This is a genomic window from Reyranella humidisoli (genome assembly GCF_019039055.1).
Lineage (GTDB): Bacteria > Pseudomonadota > Alphaproteobacteria > Reyranellales > Reyranellaceae > Reyranella > Reyranella humidisoli.
Genome location: NZ_JAHOPB010000003.1, coordinates 354,964 through 373,567 on the forward strand (window position 1 = coordinate 354,964; position 18,604 = coordinate 373,567).

An 18,604-nucleotide genomic window follows, 5' to 3' on the forward strand; every position below is an offset into this window, starting at 1 on the left:
CCGTTATGTCGATCTCGCCCGACTTCGACGCCTTCGAGGCGCGTTACGATTCCGGCACGCCGCAGGTCGTCTCGACCAAGCTCGTGGCCGACCTCGAGACTCCGGTCTCGGCCTATCTCAAGCTGGCCGACGGTCGACCCAACTCGTTCCTTCTGGAATCTGTCGAGGGTGGCTCGGTGCGCGGCCGCTACTCGATCATCGGCTTCAAGCCCGACGTCGTGTGGCGCTGCCGCAAGGGGCAGGCCGAGATCAACCGCCGGGCCGACAAGGATTCCCAGGCCTTCGACAACCTCGACGGCCGGCCGCTGGAGACGCTGCGCGGGCTCATCAAGGAGTGCCAGATGGAGCTGCCGGCGGACCTGCCGCCGATGGCGTCGGGCCTGTTCGGCTTCCTGGGCTACGACATGGTCCGTGACATGGAGCGGCTGCCCGACACCAATCCCGATCCGATCGGCCTGCCCGATGCGATCATGGTGCGGCCGACCCTGATCTGCATCTTCGACCGCCTCGAGGACAACGTGACCCTGGTCACGCCGGCCTGGCCGCAGCCCGGTACCAGCGCCCGCGCCGCCTACGAAGCCGCCCAGGAGCGACTGGCCGATGCGGTCTCCGACTTCGAGCGCACGCTTCCCTTCCGTCGCGACAGCGCCGACGACCTCGACGCCCTGCCCGAGCCGCAGGCCAATATGTCGAAGGAAGACTTCAAGGCGATGGTCGAGACCTGCAAGGAGTACATCCGCGCGGGCGACGCCTTCCAGATCGTTCCCTCGCAGCGTTTCTCCATGCCGTTCAAGCTGCCGCCGCTGTCGCTCTACCGGGCGCTGCGCCGCATCAACCCCTCGCCGTTCCTGATCTTCTTCGACTACGGCGATTTCACCATCGTCGGGTCGAGCCCGGAGATCCTCGTGCGGCTGCGCGACGACACCGTCACCATCCGTCCGCTCGCCGGCACGATCCGGCGCGGCGCCACGCCGGAAGAGGACAAGCAGCTTGCCGAAAAGCTGCTGGCCGATCCCAAGGAGCGCGCCGAGCACCTGATGCTGGTCGACCTGGCGCGTAACGACGTCGGCCGCGTCTCCAAGATCGGCTCGGTGCGCGTCGTCGAGCAGTTCACCATCGAGAAATACAGCCACGTCCAGCACATCAGCAGCCATGTCGAGGGCAAGATCGAGGACGGGCTCGACGCGATCGACGTGCTCAAGGCAGGCTTCCCGGCCGGCACGCTGTCGGGCGCGCCCAAGGTCCGCGCCATGCAGATCATCGACGAGGTCGAACCGGTCCGCCGCGGCATGTACGCCGGCTGCGCCGGCTACTTCGCCGCCAACGGCACGATGGATACGTGCATCCTGCTGCGTACCGGCCTGGTGAAGAACGACACTCTGTACGTCCAGGCCGGCGTCGGCGTCGTGGCCGATTCCGACCTCGAAGCCGAGTACCAGGAGAGCGTCGCCAAGGCCAAGGCCCTCGTCCGCGCCGCCGAGGAGGCCGTCCGCTTCGCCAGCGCCGGCCAGTGGACCGCCGGCAACACGCGGCGATGACTTGAGGCGGCAGACGCCGCCTCGCCGCTGATAGTTTCTAGGGCAACGCGTCCGGCGAGAAACCCGCCGGGGGCTTGAAGCGGGTCTTGAAGGTTCGCGACCAGGCTTCGTTGGCGATGCGCTGGGCGTCGCGCAGGATCTTATCCTCGTCCATCGTGAGCACGGCTCCGTCCTTCATCAGCCACTTGCCGTCGACCATCACCGACTGCACGTCGCCCGCCTGGCCGTTGTGGACGAAGTCGGAGACGACGCGCAGCACGGGGATCAGATGGGCGCGCTGCAGGTCGATCATCACGAGGTCTGCCTTGTTGCCCGGCGCCAGCCAGCCACCGTCCGGGACGCCCAGCGCCCGGTAGCCGTTTCGTGTCGCCCAGCGCAGCGCCTGCTCCGGCGTCGGCTCGCGGCCGTCCTCGCGCCGCACCCGCTCCATGAACAGGCCGGTGCGCATCACCTCGACCATGTCCTCGGCCATGTTGTCGGAGCCCATGCCGATGTTGCAGCCGTACTTTTCGAGATCGGCGACCCGCGGGCTGAGGCCGCGACGGGCGGCAATGGCGGAGTTGAACGAGACATTGACCTTCGCCTCGCCCAGCAACTTCTCCTCCGACGGTTCCATGCAGCGGCAATGGGCGCAGATGATGCGGTCGTTGAGGAAACCGAGGTCGGCAAGGTACTCGGTCGGCAGGCGGTTGCGATGGGCGCGCACCGCGGCCACCTCGCCCCAGATCTGGTTGAGATGGATGGTGATGCGCGTGTCGAGTTGCTTCTGCAGCGCGCTCAGGTCCTGCAGCAACTCGGGCGAGCACATGTCGGGCGCCCAGGCCGAGATGGCGATGCGCATCCGACCGTCGGCCTTGCCGTTCCAGTCGCGATGGTTCCGCTCGATGTTCCTGATGTGATTCTGGCCCAGCGTGCGGTCGAGCTGATACGGCGCCGGATCGCCGATCGAGGTGCCGATGCGGTCGTAGGCGCGTTCGGCGAGCAGGAAACGCATGCCGGTATCGGCCAGGGCGCCGGCGTAGTGATCGACGTCGTTGGAATCTTCCAGCACGTGCGTGGTGCCGCTGCGCAGCGCTTCCAGGGCGCCCAGTAGCGCAAAGGCGCGCCGTTCATCGGGCGTCATCTCGGGTAGCGGGATCGGCGACAGGCCGCCGGTGAAGGGCGGCTTGTGCGAGGGCGAGAGGTCCTCGAACACGCCGCGCGCCAGGGTCATGGTGAAATGCGTGTGGATGTTGGCGAAGCCTGGCATGACGAGCTTGCCGCTGCCGTCGATCTTCTCGGCCGCGGGATAGCTCGCCAGCACCTCGGCGCTGGGGCCGATGGCGGCAATGCGGTCGCCCTCGATGGCAATGGCGGCCTTGTAGTGGACGCTGTCGGCATCGTCGACGGTGACGATGGCGGCGTCGTGGATCACGATGGTCAACGTTTCCTCCTGGCGTTTCCTCGGCGCGACAGCCTTACTGCTTCTTCTTCATGTTCCAGAACATCGGCACCGGTCCGGGTAGTTGATCGGTGATCGTGGTGCGCATGGCGACGGGCATGATGTATTGGCCGAGATTGGCGTACATCGGATACTCCGAGGCGCGAACCTGAATGGCAATCGCCAGTTCCTTGCGCTTCGCCTCGTCGGTCGCCCGGGAGAAGGCATCGCGCAGCTTCTCGATCTGCGGATCGCACGGCCAGCCGACATTGGCCTTCTCGCAGGTCGCGGCGATGTAGGACATCATGATCGGGTCGAGCAGGTCGGCCGAGACCCAGGTGGTGATGAAGGCGTGCCAGCCGCCCTTGTCAGGCGCCTCCTTGCGGGTACGGCGCGACAGCACGGTCTGCCAATCCATCGCCTGCATGTCGACGACGAACCCGCCCCGCTCCAGCAGCGACTTCACGATCGGTGTCAGCCGGCCGGTCTGCGTGTCGGTGGCGAACAGCAGCACGACCGGCGTGCCGTCATAGCCCTCCTGCTTCAGGATCTCCTTCGACCTGGCGAAGTCGGAGTTCAGCTTGTCCTCGAAGCCCTTGTCGGTGGCGAACGGGGTGCCGCAGATGAACAGCGCCTTGCATTCCTTGTAGTACTTCTCGTCGCCGAAGCCCGCGATCAGGAAGTCCTTCTGGTTCAGCGCGTAGAGCGCGGCCTGGCGGATCTTCGCATTGTCGAACGGCTTGTGCAGGGTGTTGAAGCGGAGGTTCATCTGGCCTCCGAGCTTGTTGTAGGTGCCGAGGACGATGTTCTTGTCCTTGGCGAGCAGCGGCAGCAGCTCGATCTCGGGCTGGTCGATATAGTCGATCTCGCCGGCCAGCAGCGCGTTCACCGCGGTCTGCGCGTCAGTGATGTTGAGCCACTCGACCCGGTCGACGTTCACTACCTTGCCGCCGGAAAGGCCCGAGGCCGGCTCGCTGCGTGGCTTGTAATCCTTGAACTTGTCGTAAACCGTCTTCTCGCCCGGCCGCCACAGGTCCTTGCGGAACACGAAGGGTCCCGACCCTGTGGGATCGCTGATCTGCACGTTGTTGGGCGTGTCGGCGACCCTCTTGGGCATGATGAACGGCACGGTGGAGCTGGGCTTGCCCAGGGATTCGAGCACCAGCCCGTAGGGCTCGGCCAGCACCATGGTGAAGCTCTTGTCGTCGACCGGCTTCAGCTCCTTCACGAGCGAGAAGAGCTTCTGGCCCATCGCATCCTTGGGCGCCCAACGCTGCAGCGAGGCGATGCAGTCCGCCGAGGTGACGGGCGCGCCATCGTGGAATTTCAGCCCGTCGCGCAGGGTGAAGGTATAGGTGAGCTTGTCGTCGCTGATCTTCCAGCCTTCGAGCATCTGCGGCCGGACGACGAGATTCTCGTCCATCGCCAGCAGAGTGTCGTAGACCATGTAGCCGTAGTTGCGGACGTTGTAGGCAGAGGTCCAGATCGGGTCGATGATCTTGATGTCGGCATGCATGACCGCCCGGATCGTCTGCGCCTGCCCCTGCCCCGAAAAGGAGAGCAGCGCGGTCGCCACCGCGCCGATTACCCAGTTTTTCGCCCGCATGATGGCCCCCTGTCCGTTCGTTCCCCGGTTCACCCTGCAGACGGAACGCAATCGCCATGCCATTCCCCGACGCGAACCAGGGGTGCTAACGTCCCGGCAACGGAGGAAAGACCATGTCCGACTGGCAAAATCGCTATCAGCGCCTGCTGTTCGACCGTCCGCACCCCAAGGTGCTCAGGGTCACGATGAACCGCCCCGACAAGTACAACGCGACCGACGCGATCATGCATCGGGAGTTGGTCGACGTGTGGCGCGACATCGACGGTGACGACACCGTCAACTGTGTCATTATCCAGGGTGCCGGCGGCAAGGTGTTCTCTGCAGGCGGCGATTTCGACATCATCGAGAAGAACATCAAGGACCACAACGCGCTGCTCCGCACCTGGAAGGAAGCGCGTGACATCGTCTACAACGTGATCAACTGCTCCAAACCGATCGTCAGCACGATGCGCGGCCCCGCCGTCGGCGCGGGCCTCGTCGCCGGCATCCTGGCCGACGTCTCGATCGCCTCGAAGAAGGCCAAGATCATCGACGGCCACACCCGCCTCGGCGTGGCGGCCGGCGACCACGCCTGCATCGTCTGGCCGTTGCTCTGCGGCATGGCCAAGGCCAAGTACTATCTGCTGCTCTGCGAAGCCGTCGACGGCGAGGAAGCCGAGCGCATCGGACTCGTGTCGCTCTGCGTCGAAGACGACCAGCTCGAGGCCAAGGGGCTGGAGGTCGCGACCAAGCTGGCCGAGGGCGCGCAGACCTCGATCCGCTTCACCAAGTACGCGCTCAACAACTGGCTGCGCATGATGGGCCCGACCTTCGACACCTCGCTCGGCCTCGAAATGCTGGGCTTCCTCGGGCCAGACGTGAAGGAAGGCCTCGCCTCGCACCTGGAAAAGCGCAAGCCAAAGTTCGATCCCTATTCACCGATCTGACGGGAGGCGTAGGCCATGCGCGGACTGGACGGAAAGAACGTCATCGTAACCGGCGGCGCAGGCGCCATCGGGAGTGCCATTTGCCGGCGCTTTGCCGGCTACGGCGCGCGTGTCGGGGTGTTCGACAAGAACCTCGATGGCGCGAAGAAGATTGCCGGCGAGATCGGCGGCCATGCTTCGGGCGTCGACATCGCCGACTACGCAGCCGTCGGTGCGGCAATCGCGGACTTCGAGGCGAAAGTCGGCCCGACCGACATCCTGGTCAACAACGCGGGCTGGGACCGCTTCGTCAACTTCGTCGACACCACGCCCGATCTCTGGGACCAGCTCATCGCCATCAACCTGCGCGGGCCGCTCAACATGAGCCACGTCGTGCTGAAGGGCATGGTGGCGCGCGGCAGCGGCCGTATCGTCAACATTGCCTCGGATGCCGGCCGTGTCGGCTCCTCGCAGGAGGCCGTCTATTCGGCCTGCAAGGGCGGCATCATCGCTTTCACCAAGACAGTGGCGCGCGAAGTGGCGCGCAAGGGCATCACGCTCAATGCCGTCTGCCCGGGCCCGACCGATACGCCTCTGCTGGCCGCCGTCGCGGGCGACGACGAGCGCGGGCAAAAGGTGCGCGCGGCGCTGGTGGGCGCAATCCCGATGAAACGCGTCGGCCAGCCCGAGGATATTCCGGGTGCGGTCTGCTTTCTGGCGAGCGACGATGCGGGCTTCATCACCGGCCAGACGCTTAGCGTGTCCGGTGGCCTGACGATGCACGGTTAAGGGAGAAGCGGCATGAGCGACCTCTGGATCCAGCCGACCGGCGCGGCGCTGGCCGCCGATGTACATGGTGTCGATCTTTCCCAGCCGATCGACGACGCGGTCTTCCAGCGAATCGTCGAGGCCTGGGGAGAGCATCTGGTCCTGCGCTTCTCGGGCCAGAGGCTGGACGACCCGACGCTGATGAGGTTCAGCGCCCGCTTCGGCGAACTCGATCGCGTGCCGATCGCCTCCGCCAATCTCGACCGCGCCAATTCCGGCGTCGTGCCCGAGGCCGTGGACTGGGTCGCGGTGATCGCCAATGCCAAGAAGGACGGAAAGGAGATGGGCGGGCTCGGCTCCTATGAACTCGTCTGGCACACCGACATGTCCTACAACGAGCTGCCGCCGCGCGCCTCGCTGCTCTATGCGCTGGAAGTGCCGGCCGACGGCGGCAACACCGGCTTCCTGAATATGTATGCCGCCTACGAGACCCTGTCGCCCGAGCTGAAGCGCGCGATCGAGGGCAAGACCTGCATCCACGATTCCAGTCGCAACTCGGCCGGCGAGCTGCGCAAGGGCTTCCAGCGCACGGTGGACGTCCGCCACACGCCGGGCGCCGTGCATCCCCTCGTCCGGTTGCATCCCGTCACCGGCCGCAAGGCGCTGTTCCTCGGCCGCCGCCCCGGCGCCTACATCCACGGGCTCGACGTCGAGGAGAGCGAGGCCCTTCTCGATGCGATCTGGGCGCACGCCACGCAGGAGCGCTTCGCCTGGTACCAGAAGTGGCGCGCCGGCGATCTGGTGATGTGGGACAATCGCTGCGTCATGCACCGCCGCGACGCGTTCGACGAGAAGCTGCGCCGGCTGATGCACCGCACGCAGATCGTCGGCGAGACCGTGCTGGCGGGCTAGTACAATGCGCTTCGCGTTCCTGCTGTTGCTTGCGCTGGCCGTTCCCGCGGCCGCGTCGGGAGCACCGGATCCCGCCCAGACCGCCGCGATCTGCGGCAAGCGCGCGAGCTGCAAGGTCGCCGAGACCTTCGATGCGGGCAAATCGCCGACCGGTACGCCGCTCTCCGTCGTCGAGATCCGCCTCGGCCTCGCCGACAAGCCCAGGGACCAGGAGCAAGGATGTCTCGCCGGCAATGGACGCGACGGCGGCGTGGAATACTGGCTGCTGGACGGCACAGCGGCGCCGAAGCAGGTCCTGCAGCTTTGCAACGACGGCTATGGCTCGTCGGGGGTCGGCGAGGACGAGGTGCGGGTTCGGCCCAACCGCCTCATCCACTGGCAGACGGGCGGATCGGCCTGGCGCTGGACGACAACCGTCACGTCCTCGCTGGTGCCGCTGCAGGTGCTGGGAGAGCTTTCCTGCTCCTATCACAACGGCGCCGAGCAGACCGGCACCAAGACCTACATCGACTTCGACACGCTCGTGGTCCGCTCGATCGCCAAGGACAGCCGCGTGAAGGACCTGAGCATCGGGTGCCCCGAATGGCCCACAGGTCCGGCCAGGAATTTCTCGCCTGAACCCGAAAAGGGCGTCTACGGCGCTTACAATCTGGTGAGTCCCGCCCGCCGCGACACGCCCGACGTCCCGGCAGGCAGCACGATCGGCGACTGCACGTCGGCGATGACGACGGCGGGCGCCGGCGGGTTCGTGGTCTTCGGCACGCCCGCGCCGCGCGCGCAGGCGGCGGAGATCAAGGTGTTGCCGACCGGGCTGCATACGCTGCTGATTCAGGTTCACGACCCCCTCGCCGCGAACCAGCCGGCGCCGGCGAGCGGCTCCTGGGTCAACCTCCCACACCTCGAAATCTGGGTCGGTTACAACACAATGTACACCTACACCCAGCTGCCGCTCGCGGAGCTGTTGCAGGTCGGCATCGACCTGGAGGGCAAGGTCTATCGCGGCGTCGGACGGGCGGGCGTACTTCCAAAAGTCAGGCGCTGGCAGGCCAAGGACGAGGCCGGCCGGCCCGTCACCCTGCTGGAAGCCAAATGGCCCGACGAATTCGCGCTGCTGGGCGGCGTTGCCGTCGTCTACTCGCAGGCCGAGGCCGGCCGCCAGGTCCGGCTCGTCTCCACCACGGGCATCGTGAACAACCGGCCGCTCTATCTCCCGCAGGTCCAGGACTTCACGGACCGGGAGGATGCCGCCAAGCAGCCGCGCTGCCGCCTCTCCGGGAACCGGATGGTCCGCGCGAACTAGGCCTTTGTCATTCCCGGCATCTTGAGCGCGCTGGTGCGGCGCTGCGGCATCGGGTCCTCGAAGGCGCGCGGATACCGGTTGGGCTGGGCCGAGACCGTGTCCAGCCTGGCCAGTGCCTCGGCAGGCAGGCGCCAACCGCCCGCCTTCAGCGTCTCGCCGAGCTGCTCGGCATTGCGGGCGCCGACGATGGCGCTGGTCATGAAGGGTTGGTCCATCACCCAGCGGAGCGCCACCTCCGCCGGCGGCTTGCCGAGTTCCTTCGCCGTGTCGAGCAGGGTCTGCAGAATCTCGCCATGGTTGGGCGCGAAGAACTTGCTCTGGAAGCCCCAGCCCTCGGCCGAGCGGCTGCCCTGCACCGTGAGATTGCCCGGCGTGTACTTGCCCGCGAGATAGCCGCTGCCCAGCGGCGACCAGGCCACGCAGCCCAGCCCCTTGAGCTGCAACGCCGGCACGATCTCCTCGTCGATGTCGCGGACCACGAGACTGTATTGCGGCTGGTAGGCCGCGAAGCGCTCCCACCCTTTGGTGTCGCTGATCCACAGCGCCTCCATCAGTCGCCACGCCTCGAAGTTCGAGCAGGCCGTGTAGAGGATCTTGCCCTCGCGCACGAGATCGTCGAGCGCGCGCAGCATCTCCTCGAGCGGCGTCTGATGGTCGACATGATGGATGTAGTAGATGTCGATGTAGTCGGTCTGGAGCCGCTTCAGCGAGCCCTCGATCTGCTGCTTGATGTGCAGCCGCGACATGCCCGAATCATTGGGCCGCCCGCCCATTGGATTGAAGAACTTGGAGGCGATGATGGCGTCTTGCCGCCGACCCTTCAGCGCCACGCCCAGCATCGTCTCGGACGTGCCGCCGACATAGGAATTTGCCGTGTCGAAGAATGTGACGCCGGCGTCGAGCGCGGCGTTCACCATTCTCGTGGCGCCCTCCTGGTCCGCGCCATTGCCGAAGGTCATGGTGCCGAGGCAGATCTCGGAGACTTTCAGGCCGGCGCGGCCAAGATTGCGGTAGTCCATGGAGCAGGTCCTCGCGTGGTTTCCGCGAGTGTGCCCCAGATGGCGGATACTGTGGACGGAAAAGCCTGTTGACCCGGCCCTTGGGGCTGCCTTGATAAGGCTCCGATCGACTGAGCGAGGTGGATCGTGAACTCTTCCGGCGAATTCCTGAACGCATCCGAGGCGGCGCGACGTCTCGGCATCTCCGTGAAGGCGCTGCGGCTCTACGAGCAGCGCGGCCTGCTCGCGCCGATTCGCACGGACGCAGGCTGGCGCGCCTACGGTCCGAACGACCTGGAGCGGGCGTCGGAGATCGTAGCCCTGCGCGCGCTGGGCTTCAGTCTCGCCCAGGTGGAGCGCGTGCTGACCGGCGATGCGCGCGGCCTGGAGCCGGCTCTTGCGGCCCATCAGGGAACGCTCGAAGCCCGCCTGCGCGAACTGGCCGGCGTGCTCGACCGGCTGCGCGGATTGCGCGCCGAACTCGCGCGCGGCCGGGCACCGACCGCGTCCGAACTGGCCCGCCTGCTGACGCCGCCCCCCGGGCTCCATGTCGCGTTCGATCTTCCCTGGCCGTGGGGCGGCGAGCGGTTCGAACTACGCGACATCGGCCCCCTCACCTACATCACCGGACCGCTGGGCAGCGGCAAGACGCGCCTGGCGATGCGGCTGGCCGAAGAACTCGGGGGCGTGTTCGTCGGTCTCGACCGTCGTGCCGATCCGTCGGCTGCGCTGAAGGTCCGGCCGACCGTCGACCTGCTCGTCCAGGATGGCGCAACCGAGTCAGCCGCCCTGATCGATCTTCTCGCCGCCCTCGACCAAGCGCCGCCGGTAGCGGTCGTCGTCGACCTGATCGAACAGGGTCTCGACAGGGCAACCCAGGAAGCCCTGATCGCCCATCTGCGCCGTCGCAGCGCCGGCGCCCCGCCCCTGTTCGTGATGACGCGCTCCAGTTCGATCCTCGATCTCGATGCGGTCGGCGCCGGCGAGACGATCCTCTTCTGCCCCGCCAATCACAGCCCGCCCGTCCGCGTCGTCCCTCATCCCGGGACGCCGGGCTACGAGGCGCTGGCCTCCTGTCTCGCGACGCCGGAAGTGCGGGCGCGCAGCGAGGGTGTCAGGGCCGTGCGGCGATGACCGGCTTAAGCCGGGAATACATCGCATAATGCCAATAGGGCCCGCCGTGATCGTCGAGGCCCATGATGTTGTCCTGCATGACGTAGCTGAAATCCTGTGGCGTGGCCGCGACCAGCTGCACGTTGGCTGGCAGGTCGCGCAGCACGGGATCGGCCTTCGGGCCGAACATGTGGAGGAGATGGATCTTCTCCCCCGTCTTCGAGGCGATGGCCTTGAGGAGTTCGCGCGATACCCGGTCGACATAGTCGGCGGCCGGCGCGGGACCGTCGCAATAGGCCGGATCGAACTTGCAGTGCATCGGGATCGTGTCGAGGGCCAGGCGGTTGTCGCTACCGAGCCGGGCGCGGATCAGCCTGTCCTTAGGATCGAGCTCGACGTCGGGAAAGGTCGCGGCCATCCAGTCGCGGATGCTGCGCAGCCGCGAGGGCGCCGCGACATGGCGTTCCTTGTAGTAGGCCGCATAGCCCAGCACGACGACGTCACCGGGACGGATGCGGTCCCTGATCCGATCCATCGTGACCAGGGCGTTGGCCCAGGAATATCCGGCGAGCGCGTGCAGTTCGACGGCCGAGTCGGGAAAGGCCGTCTGCAGAAGGAAGGCGAAGGTCTGCTCGTCGTTCACGCCGTCGCCGAATACGTAGGAATCGCCCAGCACGAAGATCCGTCGCGCAGCCGTGGCCGCCGCTGAACCGCTGAAGCGCGTGCCGTCCGCGTTGATCGTCACGATCGCGTCGAGATGCTCGGGCTTGCCCTGCCGCAGTCCGCTATAGCGGAACACGTATCGCCCGGGATTGGTCCGATACCCCTGCTCCGGATCCTCGGCGAAGAAGCCTGCCGGCTGACGCGTCATGCGCCGGTAGGTCGCCGGGTCCGGAAACGATCCGGGGAACAGCCAGCTCAGCCCCGTTCGTACCGCCAGAAACGTCGCAGGCTCCGAGGGCGGTCCGGGCAGGTTCGCGATCCTGTTCTTGTGGACGGCGTAGAGAAACGCCGAGGACGCAATTTCCAGAGCGACCCCGACGATCAGCGCCAGGATCACGTAGAAGACCGCCTTCTTCGGACCGCTCACGCGATGCCCGCCTCAGAGGCCGAGCATCGCCTTGGCCAGCACGTTGCGCTGCACTTCCGACGAACCGCCGTAGATCGTCGTCTTGCGCGTGTTGAAGTAGCGCGGCGAGACGTCGTCGACATACTCGCCGCCCACGGGGACGATGTTGCTGTCGTAGTTGCGCAGCTCGGTGAACGGCGTGCCGTACCAGCCGACAGCCTCGACGGCGAGTTCGGTCACCTTCTGGCCGACCTCGGTGCCGCGCATCTTCACGACCGAGCCCATATTGCCCGGCGCGTCGCCGGTCTTGAGGCTCGAATAGAACATCAGCTCGTTCATCTCGATGGCGTCGATCTCCATTTCGACGGCCGCCATCTTCTCACGCCACTGCGCATCGCCCGAGAGCGACTGGCCCTCGCTCATCTGCGTCCGGGAGAGCGTCTGGAGATGGCGGAAGGCCTTGCGCAGCCGCGGCCCGAAGGCTTGCCCGCCGCGCTCGAATTCGAGCAGGAACTTGGCGTAGGTCCAGCCCTTGTTCTCCTCGCCCACCAGGTTCTCGACCGGCACCTTCACGTCGGTGAAGAAGACCTGGTTGACCTCGTGGCGCATCGGCGTGCGCGTGCCGTCGACCAGGTAGATCGGGTCGAGCGTGATGCCGGGCGACTTCATGTCGATGAGCAGGAAGGAGATGCCCTCCTGGCGCTTGCCCTCGTTGGAGGTGCGCACGAGGCAGAAGATCCAGTCGGCGAAGTGGGCGTTGGTCGTCCAGATCTTCTGGCCGTTCACGACATAGTGGTCGCCGTGGCGCTCGGCCTTGGTGCGCAGGGACGCGAGGTCGGAGCCGGAGCCCGGCTCGGAATAACCCTGGCACCACAGTTCCTCGGCGGCGGCGATCTTGGGCAGGAAGCGCTTCTTCTGCGCATCGCTGCCGAACTTCATCAGGACGGGCGCGACCATCTTGATGCTGAAGGACGAGAGATAGGGCGAATCGGCCCGCGCCATCTCCATCTCGAAGATGAACTTCTGCGTCGAGGTCCAGCCCGGCCCGCCATATTCCTTGGGCCAGTTCGGGCAGAGCCAGCCCTTGCCCGCCAGCTTCTTCTGCCACTGCACCAGCCGCTCCTTGGAGACGTGACTGGTGCGGCTGCGGCGACTTTCCTCCGCCACTTCCGGCGGCATGTTGGCGCTGATCCAGTCGCGGACTTCCTGCTGGAAGGCCAGTTCCTGTTCGCTGAAAGCTAGACGCATGGTTGTTCCTCACCGTCGTCTCGACCGGAGCGCCGAAGGCGCGCAGCGGAGAGACTTTTTTCATTCCGAAGGACAGCGACGAGGGAGACGAGCCCCCTCGGCTTCGCTTCGCTACGCTCGGGGTGATGCTCGGCCTAGAGGCCGAGCATCACCTTGGACATGATCCCGCGCTGCACTTCCGACGAGCCGCCGTAGATCGTCATCTTGCGGCCGTTGAAGTAACGCGGCGCCAGCACGTCGGCGCCCTCGGGGCCGATCGGCTCGACATTGGCGTTCCAGGCGCGCTGCTCGGGGAAAGGCTGGGCGTAGTAGCCGGCCGCCTCGACGGCGTATTCCTGGACCTGCTGCATCACCTCGGTGCCGCGCAGCTTGATCATCGACGAGAGCGGGCCCGGGTTCTGGCCAGAGGCCAGCTTGGAATAGAACTCCTGCTCGAACATCTCGAGGCCGGAGATCTCGATGTCCATGCGCGCAAGCTTTTCGCGCCACGCCGAGTCGGCCAGGATCGAGTCCTCGCCTTCCGGCATCGACTGGGCCAGCCGCTTCAGCCGCTCGAAGCCCGAGCGCAGGCGCGGGCTGTAGGGATTGCCGCCGCGCTCGAACTCGAGCAGGTACTTGGCGTAGGTCCAGCCCATGTTCTCTTCGCCGACCCTGTTCTCGACCGGCACCTTCACGTCGGTCAGGAACACCGAGTTCACTTCCTGCGTGCCGGCGCGGTTGCCGTCGGCGGTGATGATCGGCTCGACCGAAATGCCCGGCGTCTTCATGTCGATCAGGAGGAAGGAAATGCCCTCCTGCGGCTTGCCCTCGTTCGAGGTGCGCACCAGGCAGAAGATCCAGTCGGCGGTCTGCGCCAGCGTCGTCCAGGTCTTCTGGCCGTTCACGATGTAGAAGTCGCCCTCGCGCACCGCCTTGGTGCGGAGCGAGGCGAGGTCGGAACCGGAGCCCGGCTCGGAATAGCCCTGGCACCAGATCAGGTCGGAGTTCAGCATCGGCGGCAGGTGGCGCGCCTTCTGCTCGGCCGAGCCGTATTTCATGATCACCGGGGCGCACATCTTGGGGCCGAACGGCGAGGTGCCGGGGGCGCCGGCCTTCGCCATCTCCATCTCGAAGATGTACTTCTGGGTCGTGGTGAAGCCCGGGCCGCCGAATTCCTTGGGCCAGCCGGTGCAGAGCCAGCCCTTCTTGGCCAGCCGCTTCTGCCAGTCGATCAGCCGTTCCTTCGGCATGTAGGCGTTCCGGCCGACCTTGATCTCACCCACGATCTCGGGCGTCAGGTTCTCCTTCAGCCAGTCGCGCACTTCCTTCTGGAAGGCGAGTTCTTCCTTGCCGAATGTCAGGTCCATTGGGGGCTCCTTTTAGGGGGCGGAAGGTACCGCGCCGGGTTCCGGTGCGTAAAGCGTGCGCTAGACTGTTCCGCACGCGTTCAGCCCAGGAAATACGATGTCCCCTCCCGTCCAGATCGTCGCGAGCGACGAGAAGCTCCCCGCCTCGGCCGAAATCGTGGTGATCGGCGCCGGCATCGCCGGCACGACGGCGGCGTATTGGCTGGCGAAAAAGGGTCACAAGGTCGCGCTCCTCGACAAAGGAGTGATCGGCGGCGAGCAGACCAGCCGGAACTGGGGCTGGTGCCGCCAGCAGCATCGCGACCTGCGCGAACTGCCGCTGGCCATGAAGAGCCTGGAGATCTGGGGCGACCTCTCCCGCGAACTGGCCGCCGAGACCGGCTTTCGCCGCACCGGGCTCCTCTACGTCACCGACCGGCCCGCAGATTTCGCCCAATGGGAAGCCTGGACCCTCAAGGCGCGCGAATACCAGATGCACAGCCGCGTGCTGAGCGGCGCCGAGGCGAAGCAACTGACGCCGGGCAGCACGGGAAACTGGATCGGCGGCGTCCACTCACCCACCGACGGGCGCGCCGAGCCGTCGCTGGCCGGGCCGGCAATCGCGGAGGGCGCACGCAGGCTCGGCGCCACGCTCCACCAGAATTGTGCGGCGCGCGGACTCGACATCACGAACGGCAAGGTTGCGGGCGTCATCACCGAGCATGGCATCGTCCGCACGCAGACCGTGCTGCTGGCCGGCGGCGCCTGGAGCTCCCTCTTCTGCCGCCGCCACGATCTGCGGCTCGCACAGGCCGGCGTGCGCTCGACATCCTTTGCAACGACGGCTGCGCCGGAAGTGACGGATGGCGGACTTTCCATGCCGGACGTCACGATCCGGCGCCGGCTTGATGGCGGCTATACGGTCGGGCTGGGCGGACGCGGCCTCGTCGAGCTGTCGCCGCAAGGCCTGCTCTATGCCCGCCAGTTCTGGCCGACCTTCAAGAAGCGCCGCGCCGGCCTCACCTTCGGCATCGGCCGCTCGTTCCTCGAAGGGCCGGAATCCTTTGCCAACTGGTCGTTCGACCTCGAATCGCCCTTCGAGCGCCAGCGCACGCTCGATCCCGCCGCCGATCCGGTGCTGGTCCAGCGCGGCCTCACGCGGCTCGGCGATCACTACCCCGCGCTGAAGGGGTTGAAGGTGGCGCATGCCTGGGGCGGCATGATCGATTCGACTCCCGACGGCATCCCGGTGATCTCCGCCGTCGATCCCCTGCCCGGCCTCTTCCTCTCGACCGGCTACACCGGCCATGGCTTCGGGATCGGCCCGGGCGCCGGCCGGCTCGCCGCCGACCTCATCGCCGGCGATCCGCCGATCGTCGACCCGACGCCGTTCCGCTACAGCCGGATGATCGACGGCACCGACCTCGGCGAGCCGGGAATGATGTAGGTCGCTTCGCTGCGCTCTTCATTGTCATCCTGAGCGCAGCGAAGGATCTCACGCCTGAGCCAGGAAGGTGCAGGTTGACCCGCAAGGTCCTTCGCGGCGCTCAGGACGACGTGAAGGTCAGGCGACCTTCTTTCCGAGATGCGGGAACATCGCGAGCTTCGCCGCCTCGTCCATCTCGGCCTTGAAGGCGTGTTTGTCCTTCAGGGCGAGCGCGCGGACGGCCGCCGGGCGGGCGCTGACCTCGGCGAGGTGGCGCTGCAGGTTGGGAAACTGCTTGGGCGCCTCGGCACCCAGCACGAAGGGGATCAGCCGCGACCAGCCCCACAGCGCCATGTCGACGATGCTGTAGTTGTCGCCGCACATGAACTGCTGCTTGGCCAGGCGCGCTTCGAGGATGCCCCAGTGACGCTGCGCCTCGAAGGTGTAGCGGTTGACGGCATATTCCTTGGGCTCGGGCGCGAAGTTGCGGAAGTGCACGGCCTGGCCGGAATAGGGACCGATGCCCGAGGCCACGAACATGAGCCAGGACAGAGCCTCGCCGCGCCCCTTGGACGTTGCGGCCGGCATGAACTTGCCAGTCTTCTCAGCGAGGTAGAGCAGGATCGCGTTGCTGTCGAAGACGGTCTCGCCGTCGTCGATGATGACCGGCACCTTGGCGTTGGGATTGATCGCCAGGAATTCCGGGGAATGCTGCTCGCCCTTGCGGGTGTCGACCGGCACCGGCTCGTAAGGCAGGCCCATCTCCTCGAGGCACAGCGCCACCTTCATCGGGTTCGGCGCCATGTTGTAATAGAACTTGATCATGTTTCTCTCCGTCACTCGTTACGCGTGGCTGTCGTTCGTCACTCCGGCTTGGCGCCGGACTGCTTGATGATGGGATCCCAGAAGGCCATCTGGTCATCGTAGAACTTCTTGGCCTGTTCCGGTGTGGAATCGACGAGCTCAAGAGCCAGTTCGTTGGCCTTCTTCACCATGTCGGGCTGCTTCAGCGCCTGGTTGAAGGCGGCATTCAGCCTGTCGATGATCGGCCGCGGCGTCTTGGCAGGCGCGTAGGCGGCGTACCAGGTGTTGATCGCGTAATCGAAGCCGGTCGCCTCCTGAATCGTCGGGACGTCGGGAAGCTGCGGCAGGCGCTTCTGGGAGGCGACGCCCAGGACGCGCACCTTGCCGCCGTCGATGAAGCCCTTGCTCGACTGCAGCGTATCGATCTGGAAGCCGTGACGGCCGGCGATCATGTCGACCATGCCCGGGGCCGAGCCTCGATAGGGCACGTGCAGCGCATCGCCGCCGGCGCGAGTCGCGAACAGATAACTGGCGAGATGGATCATTCCGCCATTGCCCGACGAGGCATAGGAATACTTGCCCGGATCCTTGCGCAGCATGCCGACCAGTTCCGGCGTGCTTTTCGCACCGTCCATTGGCGCCAGCAGGATCAGCGGCGCACTTGCCACGTAGGCGATGGCCGCCAGCCCGTTGACCGGATCGTAGCCCAGCGACTTGCCGTAGAGCGCCGGCGCCATCGCCATGGTCGAGGCGCTGAACAGGATCGTGTAACCGTCGGGCTTCGCATCGGCGACCATCGCGGTGCCGATATTGCCGGTGGCGCCGGGCTTGTTCTCGACGATGACCTGCTGGCCGAGGATCTCCGAGAGCCGCGGCGCCAGCAGGCGCCCGACCACGTCGGTCGGCCCACCCGCGGCAAAGGCGATGATCATGCGGATCGGCTTGTCGGGATAGGTCTGCGCGGCGGCAGGAGTGGCAAGAGCCATCGCCGCGAGCGCGGCGAGCGCTCCCCGTCGTGTGAACGTCATCGTCGTGTTCCCCCTATTCCACTTTTGCGCCCGAGGCCTTCACGATGGGCGCCCACATTGCCATCTGGTCCTCGTAGAACTTCTTCGAGGTGGCCGGCGTCGACTCGACGAGATCGATGCCCGCAGCCCTCGCCTTCTCCATCATTTCCGGAGTCTTGACAGCCTGGTTGATCGCGGCGTTCAGCCTGTCGACGATCGGCCTCGACGTACCGGCCGGCGCGAAGATCAGGTTCCAGGTGACAACCTCGATCGCAATACCGGTCTTCTCCTGGACGGTCGGCACGTCGGGCATCGAGGCCGCGCGCCTGGTGTCGCAGACCGCCAGGATCTTCAGGCGGCCGGCATCGGCGAAGCCCTTGCTGCTGCCCAGCGTGTCGATCTGGAAGGCATGGCGCCCCGCCAGCGTGTCTTGCATGGCCGGCGCCGAACCCTTGTAGGGCACGTGCAGCGCATCGCCGCCCGCGCGCTGGGCCAGCAGCAGACTGCCCATGTGGATCAGGCTACCGTTACCCGGCGACGGATAGGAATGCTTCCCCGGCTCCTTGCGCAGCGCTGCGACCAGTTCCTCAATCGAGCCGATGCCGCCGGCGGGCGCCACGACGATCATCGGGACCGTGGTGAAGTGGGCCACCGCCTCCAGGCCCTTGATCGGGTCGTAGGGCAGCTTGTCGTAAAGCGCCGGCACGATACCCATGATCGACGTGCCGACCAGCAGCGTGTAGCCGTCGGGCTTGGCGTCGGCCACGATCTGCGAGGCGATGTTGCCGGCGACGCCCGGCTTGTTGTCGACGATGACCTGCTGGCCGAGGATCTCCGTCAGCCGCTGCGCCAGCAACCGGCCGGCAATGTCGGTCGGTCCGCCCGGGGGAAAGCCGATGACCAGCCGGATCGCGCGATCCGGATAGGTCCCCTGAGCCTGTGCCCCGGCAGTCGATGCCGCGAGTGCCAAGCCGGCGGCCAGTACGCGCCGCCGTCGGATGACCGTCATTGTTTTGTTTCCTCCGCTTTGCCGCGAGTTTAGGGCGCTGCAGGCGTCATGCAATGGAGGCGGGTCGCGTGGCGAACATCTCCTGAAATTCCGGACTAATCCAAATCGTGTAAAGATGATCGAGCTGCAAATCTTGGCATTGGCAACAAGGGTGAT

At 66.2% G+C, this 18,604-nt stretch carries 16 protein-coding genes; 7 read left to right on the forward strand and 9 right to left on the reverse strand.

Annotation, left to right across the window (positions count from 1 at the left end; all coding sequences use genetic code 11):
* The first annotated feature begins 5 nt into the window (after window positions 1-5).
* On the forward strand, window positions 6-1,538 hold the full coding sequence (trpE, locus tag KQ910_RS25195) for an anthranilate synthase component I (RefSeq protein ID WP_216966508.1): 1,533 nt from the start codon (window positions 6-8) through the stop codon (window positions 1,536-1,538).
* A gap of 37 nt (window positions 1,539-1,575) precedes the next feature.
* Here trpE and KQ910_RS25200 read toward each other — a convergent pair whose 3' ends face one another.
* Together KQ910_RS25200 and KQ910_RS25205 are read right to left on the reverse strand one after the other, a co-directional pair.
* Window positions 1,576-2,952 (reverse strand): amidohydrolase family protein, encoded by a 1,377-nt coding sequence (locus KQ910_RS25200; protein WP_369408450.1) that lies wholly within the window; start codon window positions 2,950-2,952, stop codon window positions 1,576-1,578.
* Between the two features lie 43 nt (window positions 2,953-2,995).
* Entirely contained in the window at window positions 2,996-4,564 is a 1,569-nt protein-coding gene (locus KQ910_RS25205; protein WP_216966512.1) for an ABC transporter substrate-binding protein, read from the reverse strand.
* A 113-nt stretch (window positions 4,565-4,677) separates the two neighbouring features.
* Between KQ910_RS25205 and KQ910_RS25210 the strand changes: the two genes are divergently transcribed.
* The 4 genes from KQ910_RS25210 to KQ910_RS25225 are packed head-to-tail and all read left to right on the forward strand — an operon-like array spanning window position 4,678 to window position 8,449.
* Window positions 4,678-5,490, forward strand: a complete 813-nt coding sequence (locus KQ910_RS25210; protein WP_216966514.1) for an enoyl-CoA hydratase/isomerase family protein — start codon at window positions 4,678-4,680, stop codon at window positions 5,488-5,490.
* Window positions 5,491-5,505: 15 nt separating this feature from the next.
* The gene (locus tag KQ910_RS25215) at window positions 5,506-6,258 is read left to right on the forward strand and encodes an SDR family oxidoreductase (protein WP_216966516.1); all 753 of its coding nucleotides are present in this window, start codon (window positions 5,506-5,508) and stop codon (window positions 6,256-6,258) included.
* A 12-nt stretch (window positions 6,259-6,270) separates the two neighbouring features.
* Window positions 6,271-7,149, forward strand: a complete 879-nt coding sequence (locus KQ910_RS25220; RefSeq protein ID WP_216966517.1) for a TauD/TfdA dioxygenase family protein — start codon at window positions 6,271-6,273, stop codon at window positions 7,147-7,149.
* 4 nt (window positions 7,150-7,153) lie between these two features.
* Window positions 7,154-8,449: a hypothetical protein gene (locus KQ910_RS25225; protein ID WP_216966519.1), complete on the forward strand. Its 1,296-nt coding sequence runs from the start codon at window positions 7,154-7,156 to the stop codon at window positions 8,447-8,449.
* Here the strand turns inward: KQ910_RS25225 and KQ910_RS25230 are convergent.
* The gene (locus tag KQ910_RS25230; RefSeq protein ID WP_216966522.1) at window positions 8,446-9,468 is read right to left on the reverse strand and encodes an aldo/keto reductase; all 1,023 of its coding nucleotides are present in this window, start codon (window positions 9,466-9,468) and stop codon (window positions 8,446-8,448) included. The genes KQ910_RS25225 and KQ910_RS25230 overlap by 4 nt on opposite strands.
* Before the next feature lie 126 nt (window positions 9,469-9,594).
* Here KQ910_RS25230 and KQ910_RS25235 point away from each other — a divergent pair, with 126 nt between their 5' ends.
* The gene (locus tag KQ910_RS25235; protein WP_216966524.1) at window positions 9,595-10,581 is read left to right on the forward strand and encodes a MerR family transcriptional regulator; all 987 of its coding nucleotides are present in this window, start codon (window positions 9,595-9,597) and stop codon (window positions 10,579-10,581) included.
* Here the strand turns inward: KQ910_RS25235 and KQ910_RS25240 are convergent.
* The 3 genes from KQ910_RS25240 to KQ910_RS25250 form a co-directional block, all read right to left on the reverse strand.
* Window positions 10,562-11,650, reverse strand: a complete 1,089-nt coding sequence (locus tag KQ910_RS25240) for an SGNH/GDSL hydrolase family protein (RefSeq protein WP_216966526.1) — start codon at window positions 11,648-11,650, stop codon at window positions 10,562-10,564. The genes KQ910_RS25235 and KQ910_RS25240 overlap by 20 nt on opposite strands.
* Before the next feature lie 12 nt (window positions 11,651-11,662).
* The gene (locus KQ910_RS25245) at window positions 11,663-12,877 is read right to left on the reverse strand and encodes an acyl-CoA dehydrogenase family protein (protein ID WP_216966528.1); all 1,215 of its coding nucleotides are present in this window, start codon (window positions 12,875-12,877) and stop codon (window positions 11,663-11,665) included.
* A 134-nt stretch (window positions 12,878-13,011) separates the two neighbouring features.
* Window positions 13,012-14,223, reverse strand: coding sequence for an acyl-CoA dehydrogenase family protein (locus KQ910_RS25250; protein ID WP_216966530.1), 1,212 nt, complete (start codon window positions 14,221-14,223; stop codon window positions 13,012-13,014).
* A gap of 97 nt (window positions 14,224-14,320) precedes the next feature.
* Here KQ910_RS25250 and KQ910_RS25255 point away from each other — a divergent pair, with 97 nt between their 5' ends.
* Window positions 14,321-15,649, forward strand: coding sequence for an NAD(P)/FAD-dependent oxidoreductase (locus KQ910_RS25255; RefSeq protein ID WP_216966532.1), 1,329 nt, complete (start codon window positions 14,321-14,323; stop codon window positions 15,647-15,649).
* Between the two features lie 117 nt (window positions 15,650-15,766).
* On the opposite strand, the gene KQ910_RS25260 is transcribed toward KQ910_RS25255, so the two are convergent.
* The 3 genes from KQ910_RS25260 to KQ910_RS25270 are packed head-to-tail and all read right to left on the reverse strand — an operon-like array spanning window position 15,767 to window position 18,448.
* On the reverse strand, window positions 15,767-16,453 hold the full coding sequence (locus tag KQ910_RS25260; RefSeq protein ID WP_216966534.1) for a glutathione S-transferase family protein: 687 nt from the start codon (window positions 16,451-16,453) through the stop codon (window positions 15,767-15,769).
* A 38-nt stretch (window positions 16,454-16,491) separates the two neighbouring features.
* Window positions 16,492-17,460, reverse strand: coding sequence for a Bug family tripartite tricarboxylate transporter substrate binding protein (locus KQ910_RS25265; protein ID WP_216966536.1), 969 nt, complete (start codon window positions 17,458-17,460; stop codon window positions 16,492-16,494).
* Window positions 17,461-17,473: 13 nt separating this feature from the next.
* The gene (locus KQ910_RS25270; protein WP_216966538.1) at window positions 17,474-18,448 is read right to left on the reverse strand and encodes a Bug family tripartite tricarboxylate transporter substrate binding protein; all 975 of its coding nucleotides are present in this window, start codon (window positions 18,446-18,448) and stop codon (window positions 17,474-17,476) included.
* Window positions 18,449-18,604: the final 156 nt, after the last annotated feature.

Coding starts and splice junctions, on each gene's coding strand:
- trpE (WP_216966508.1), top strand. CDS start 6: ATGTCGATCTCGCCCGACTTCGACGCCTTCGAGGCGCGTTACGATTCC.
- KQ910_RS25205 (WP_216966512.1), bottom strand. CDS start 4,564: ATGCGGGCGAAAAACTGGGTAATCGGCGCGGTGGCGACCGCGCTGCTC.
- KQ910_RS25210 (WP_216966514.1), top strand. CDS start 4,678: ATGTCCGACTGGCAAAATCGCTATCAGCGCCTGCTGTTCGACCGTCCG.
- KQ910_RS25215 (WP_216966516.1), top strand. CDS start 5,506: ATGCGCGGACTGGACGGAAAGAACGTCATCGTAACCGGCGGCGCAGGC.
- KQ910_RS25220 (WP_216966517.1), top strand. CDS start 6,271: ATGAGCGACCTCTGGATCCAGCCGACCGGCGCGGCGCTGGCCGCCGAT.
- KQ910_RS25225 (WP_216966519.1), top strand. CDS start 7,154: ATGCGCTTCGCGTTCCTGCTGTTGCTTGCGCTGGCCGTTCCCGCGGCC.
- KQ910_RS25230 (WP_216966522.1), bottom strand. CDS start 9,468: ATGGACTACCGCAATCTTGGCCGCGCCGGCCTGAAAGTCTCCGAGATC.
- KQ910_RS25245 (WP_216966528.1), bottom strand. CDS start 12,877: ATGCGTCTAGCTTTCAGCGAACAGGAACTGGCCTTCCAGCAGGAAGTC.
- KQ910_RS25250 (WP_216966530.1), bottom strand. CDS start 14,223: ATGGACCTGACATTCGGCAAGGAAGAACTCGCCTTCCAGAAGGAAGTG.
- KQ910_RS25255 (WP_216966532.1), top strand. CDS start 14,321: ATGTCCCCTCCCGTCCAGATCGTCGCGAGCGACGAGAAGCTCCCCGCC.
- KQ910_RS25260 (WP_216966534.1), bottom strand. CDS start 16,453: ATGATCAAGTTCTATTACAACATGGCGCCGAACCCGATGAAGGTGGCG.
- KQ910_RS25265 (WP_216966536.1), bottom strand. CDS start 17,460: ATGACGTTCACACGACGGGGAGCGCTCGCCGCGCTCGCGGCGATGGCT.
- KQ910_RS25270 (WP_216966538.1), bottom strand. CDS start 18,448: ATGACGGTCATCCGACGGCGGCGCGTACTGGCCGCCGGCTTGGCACTC.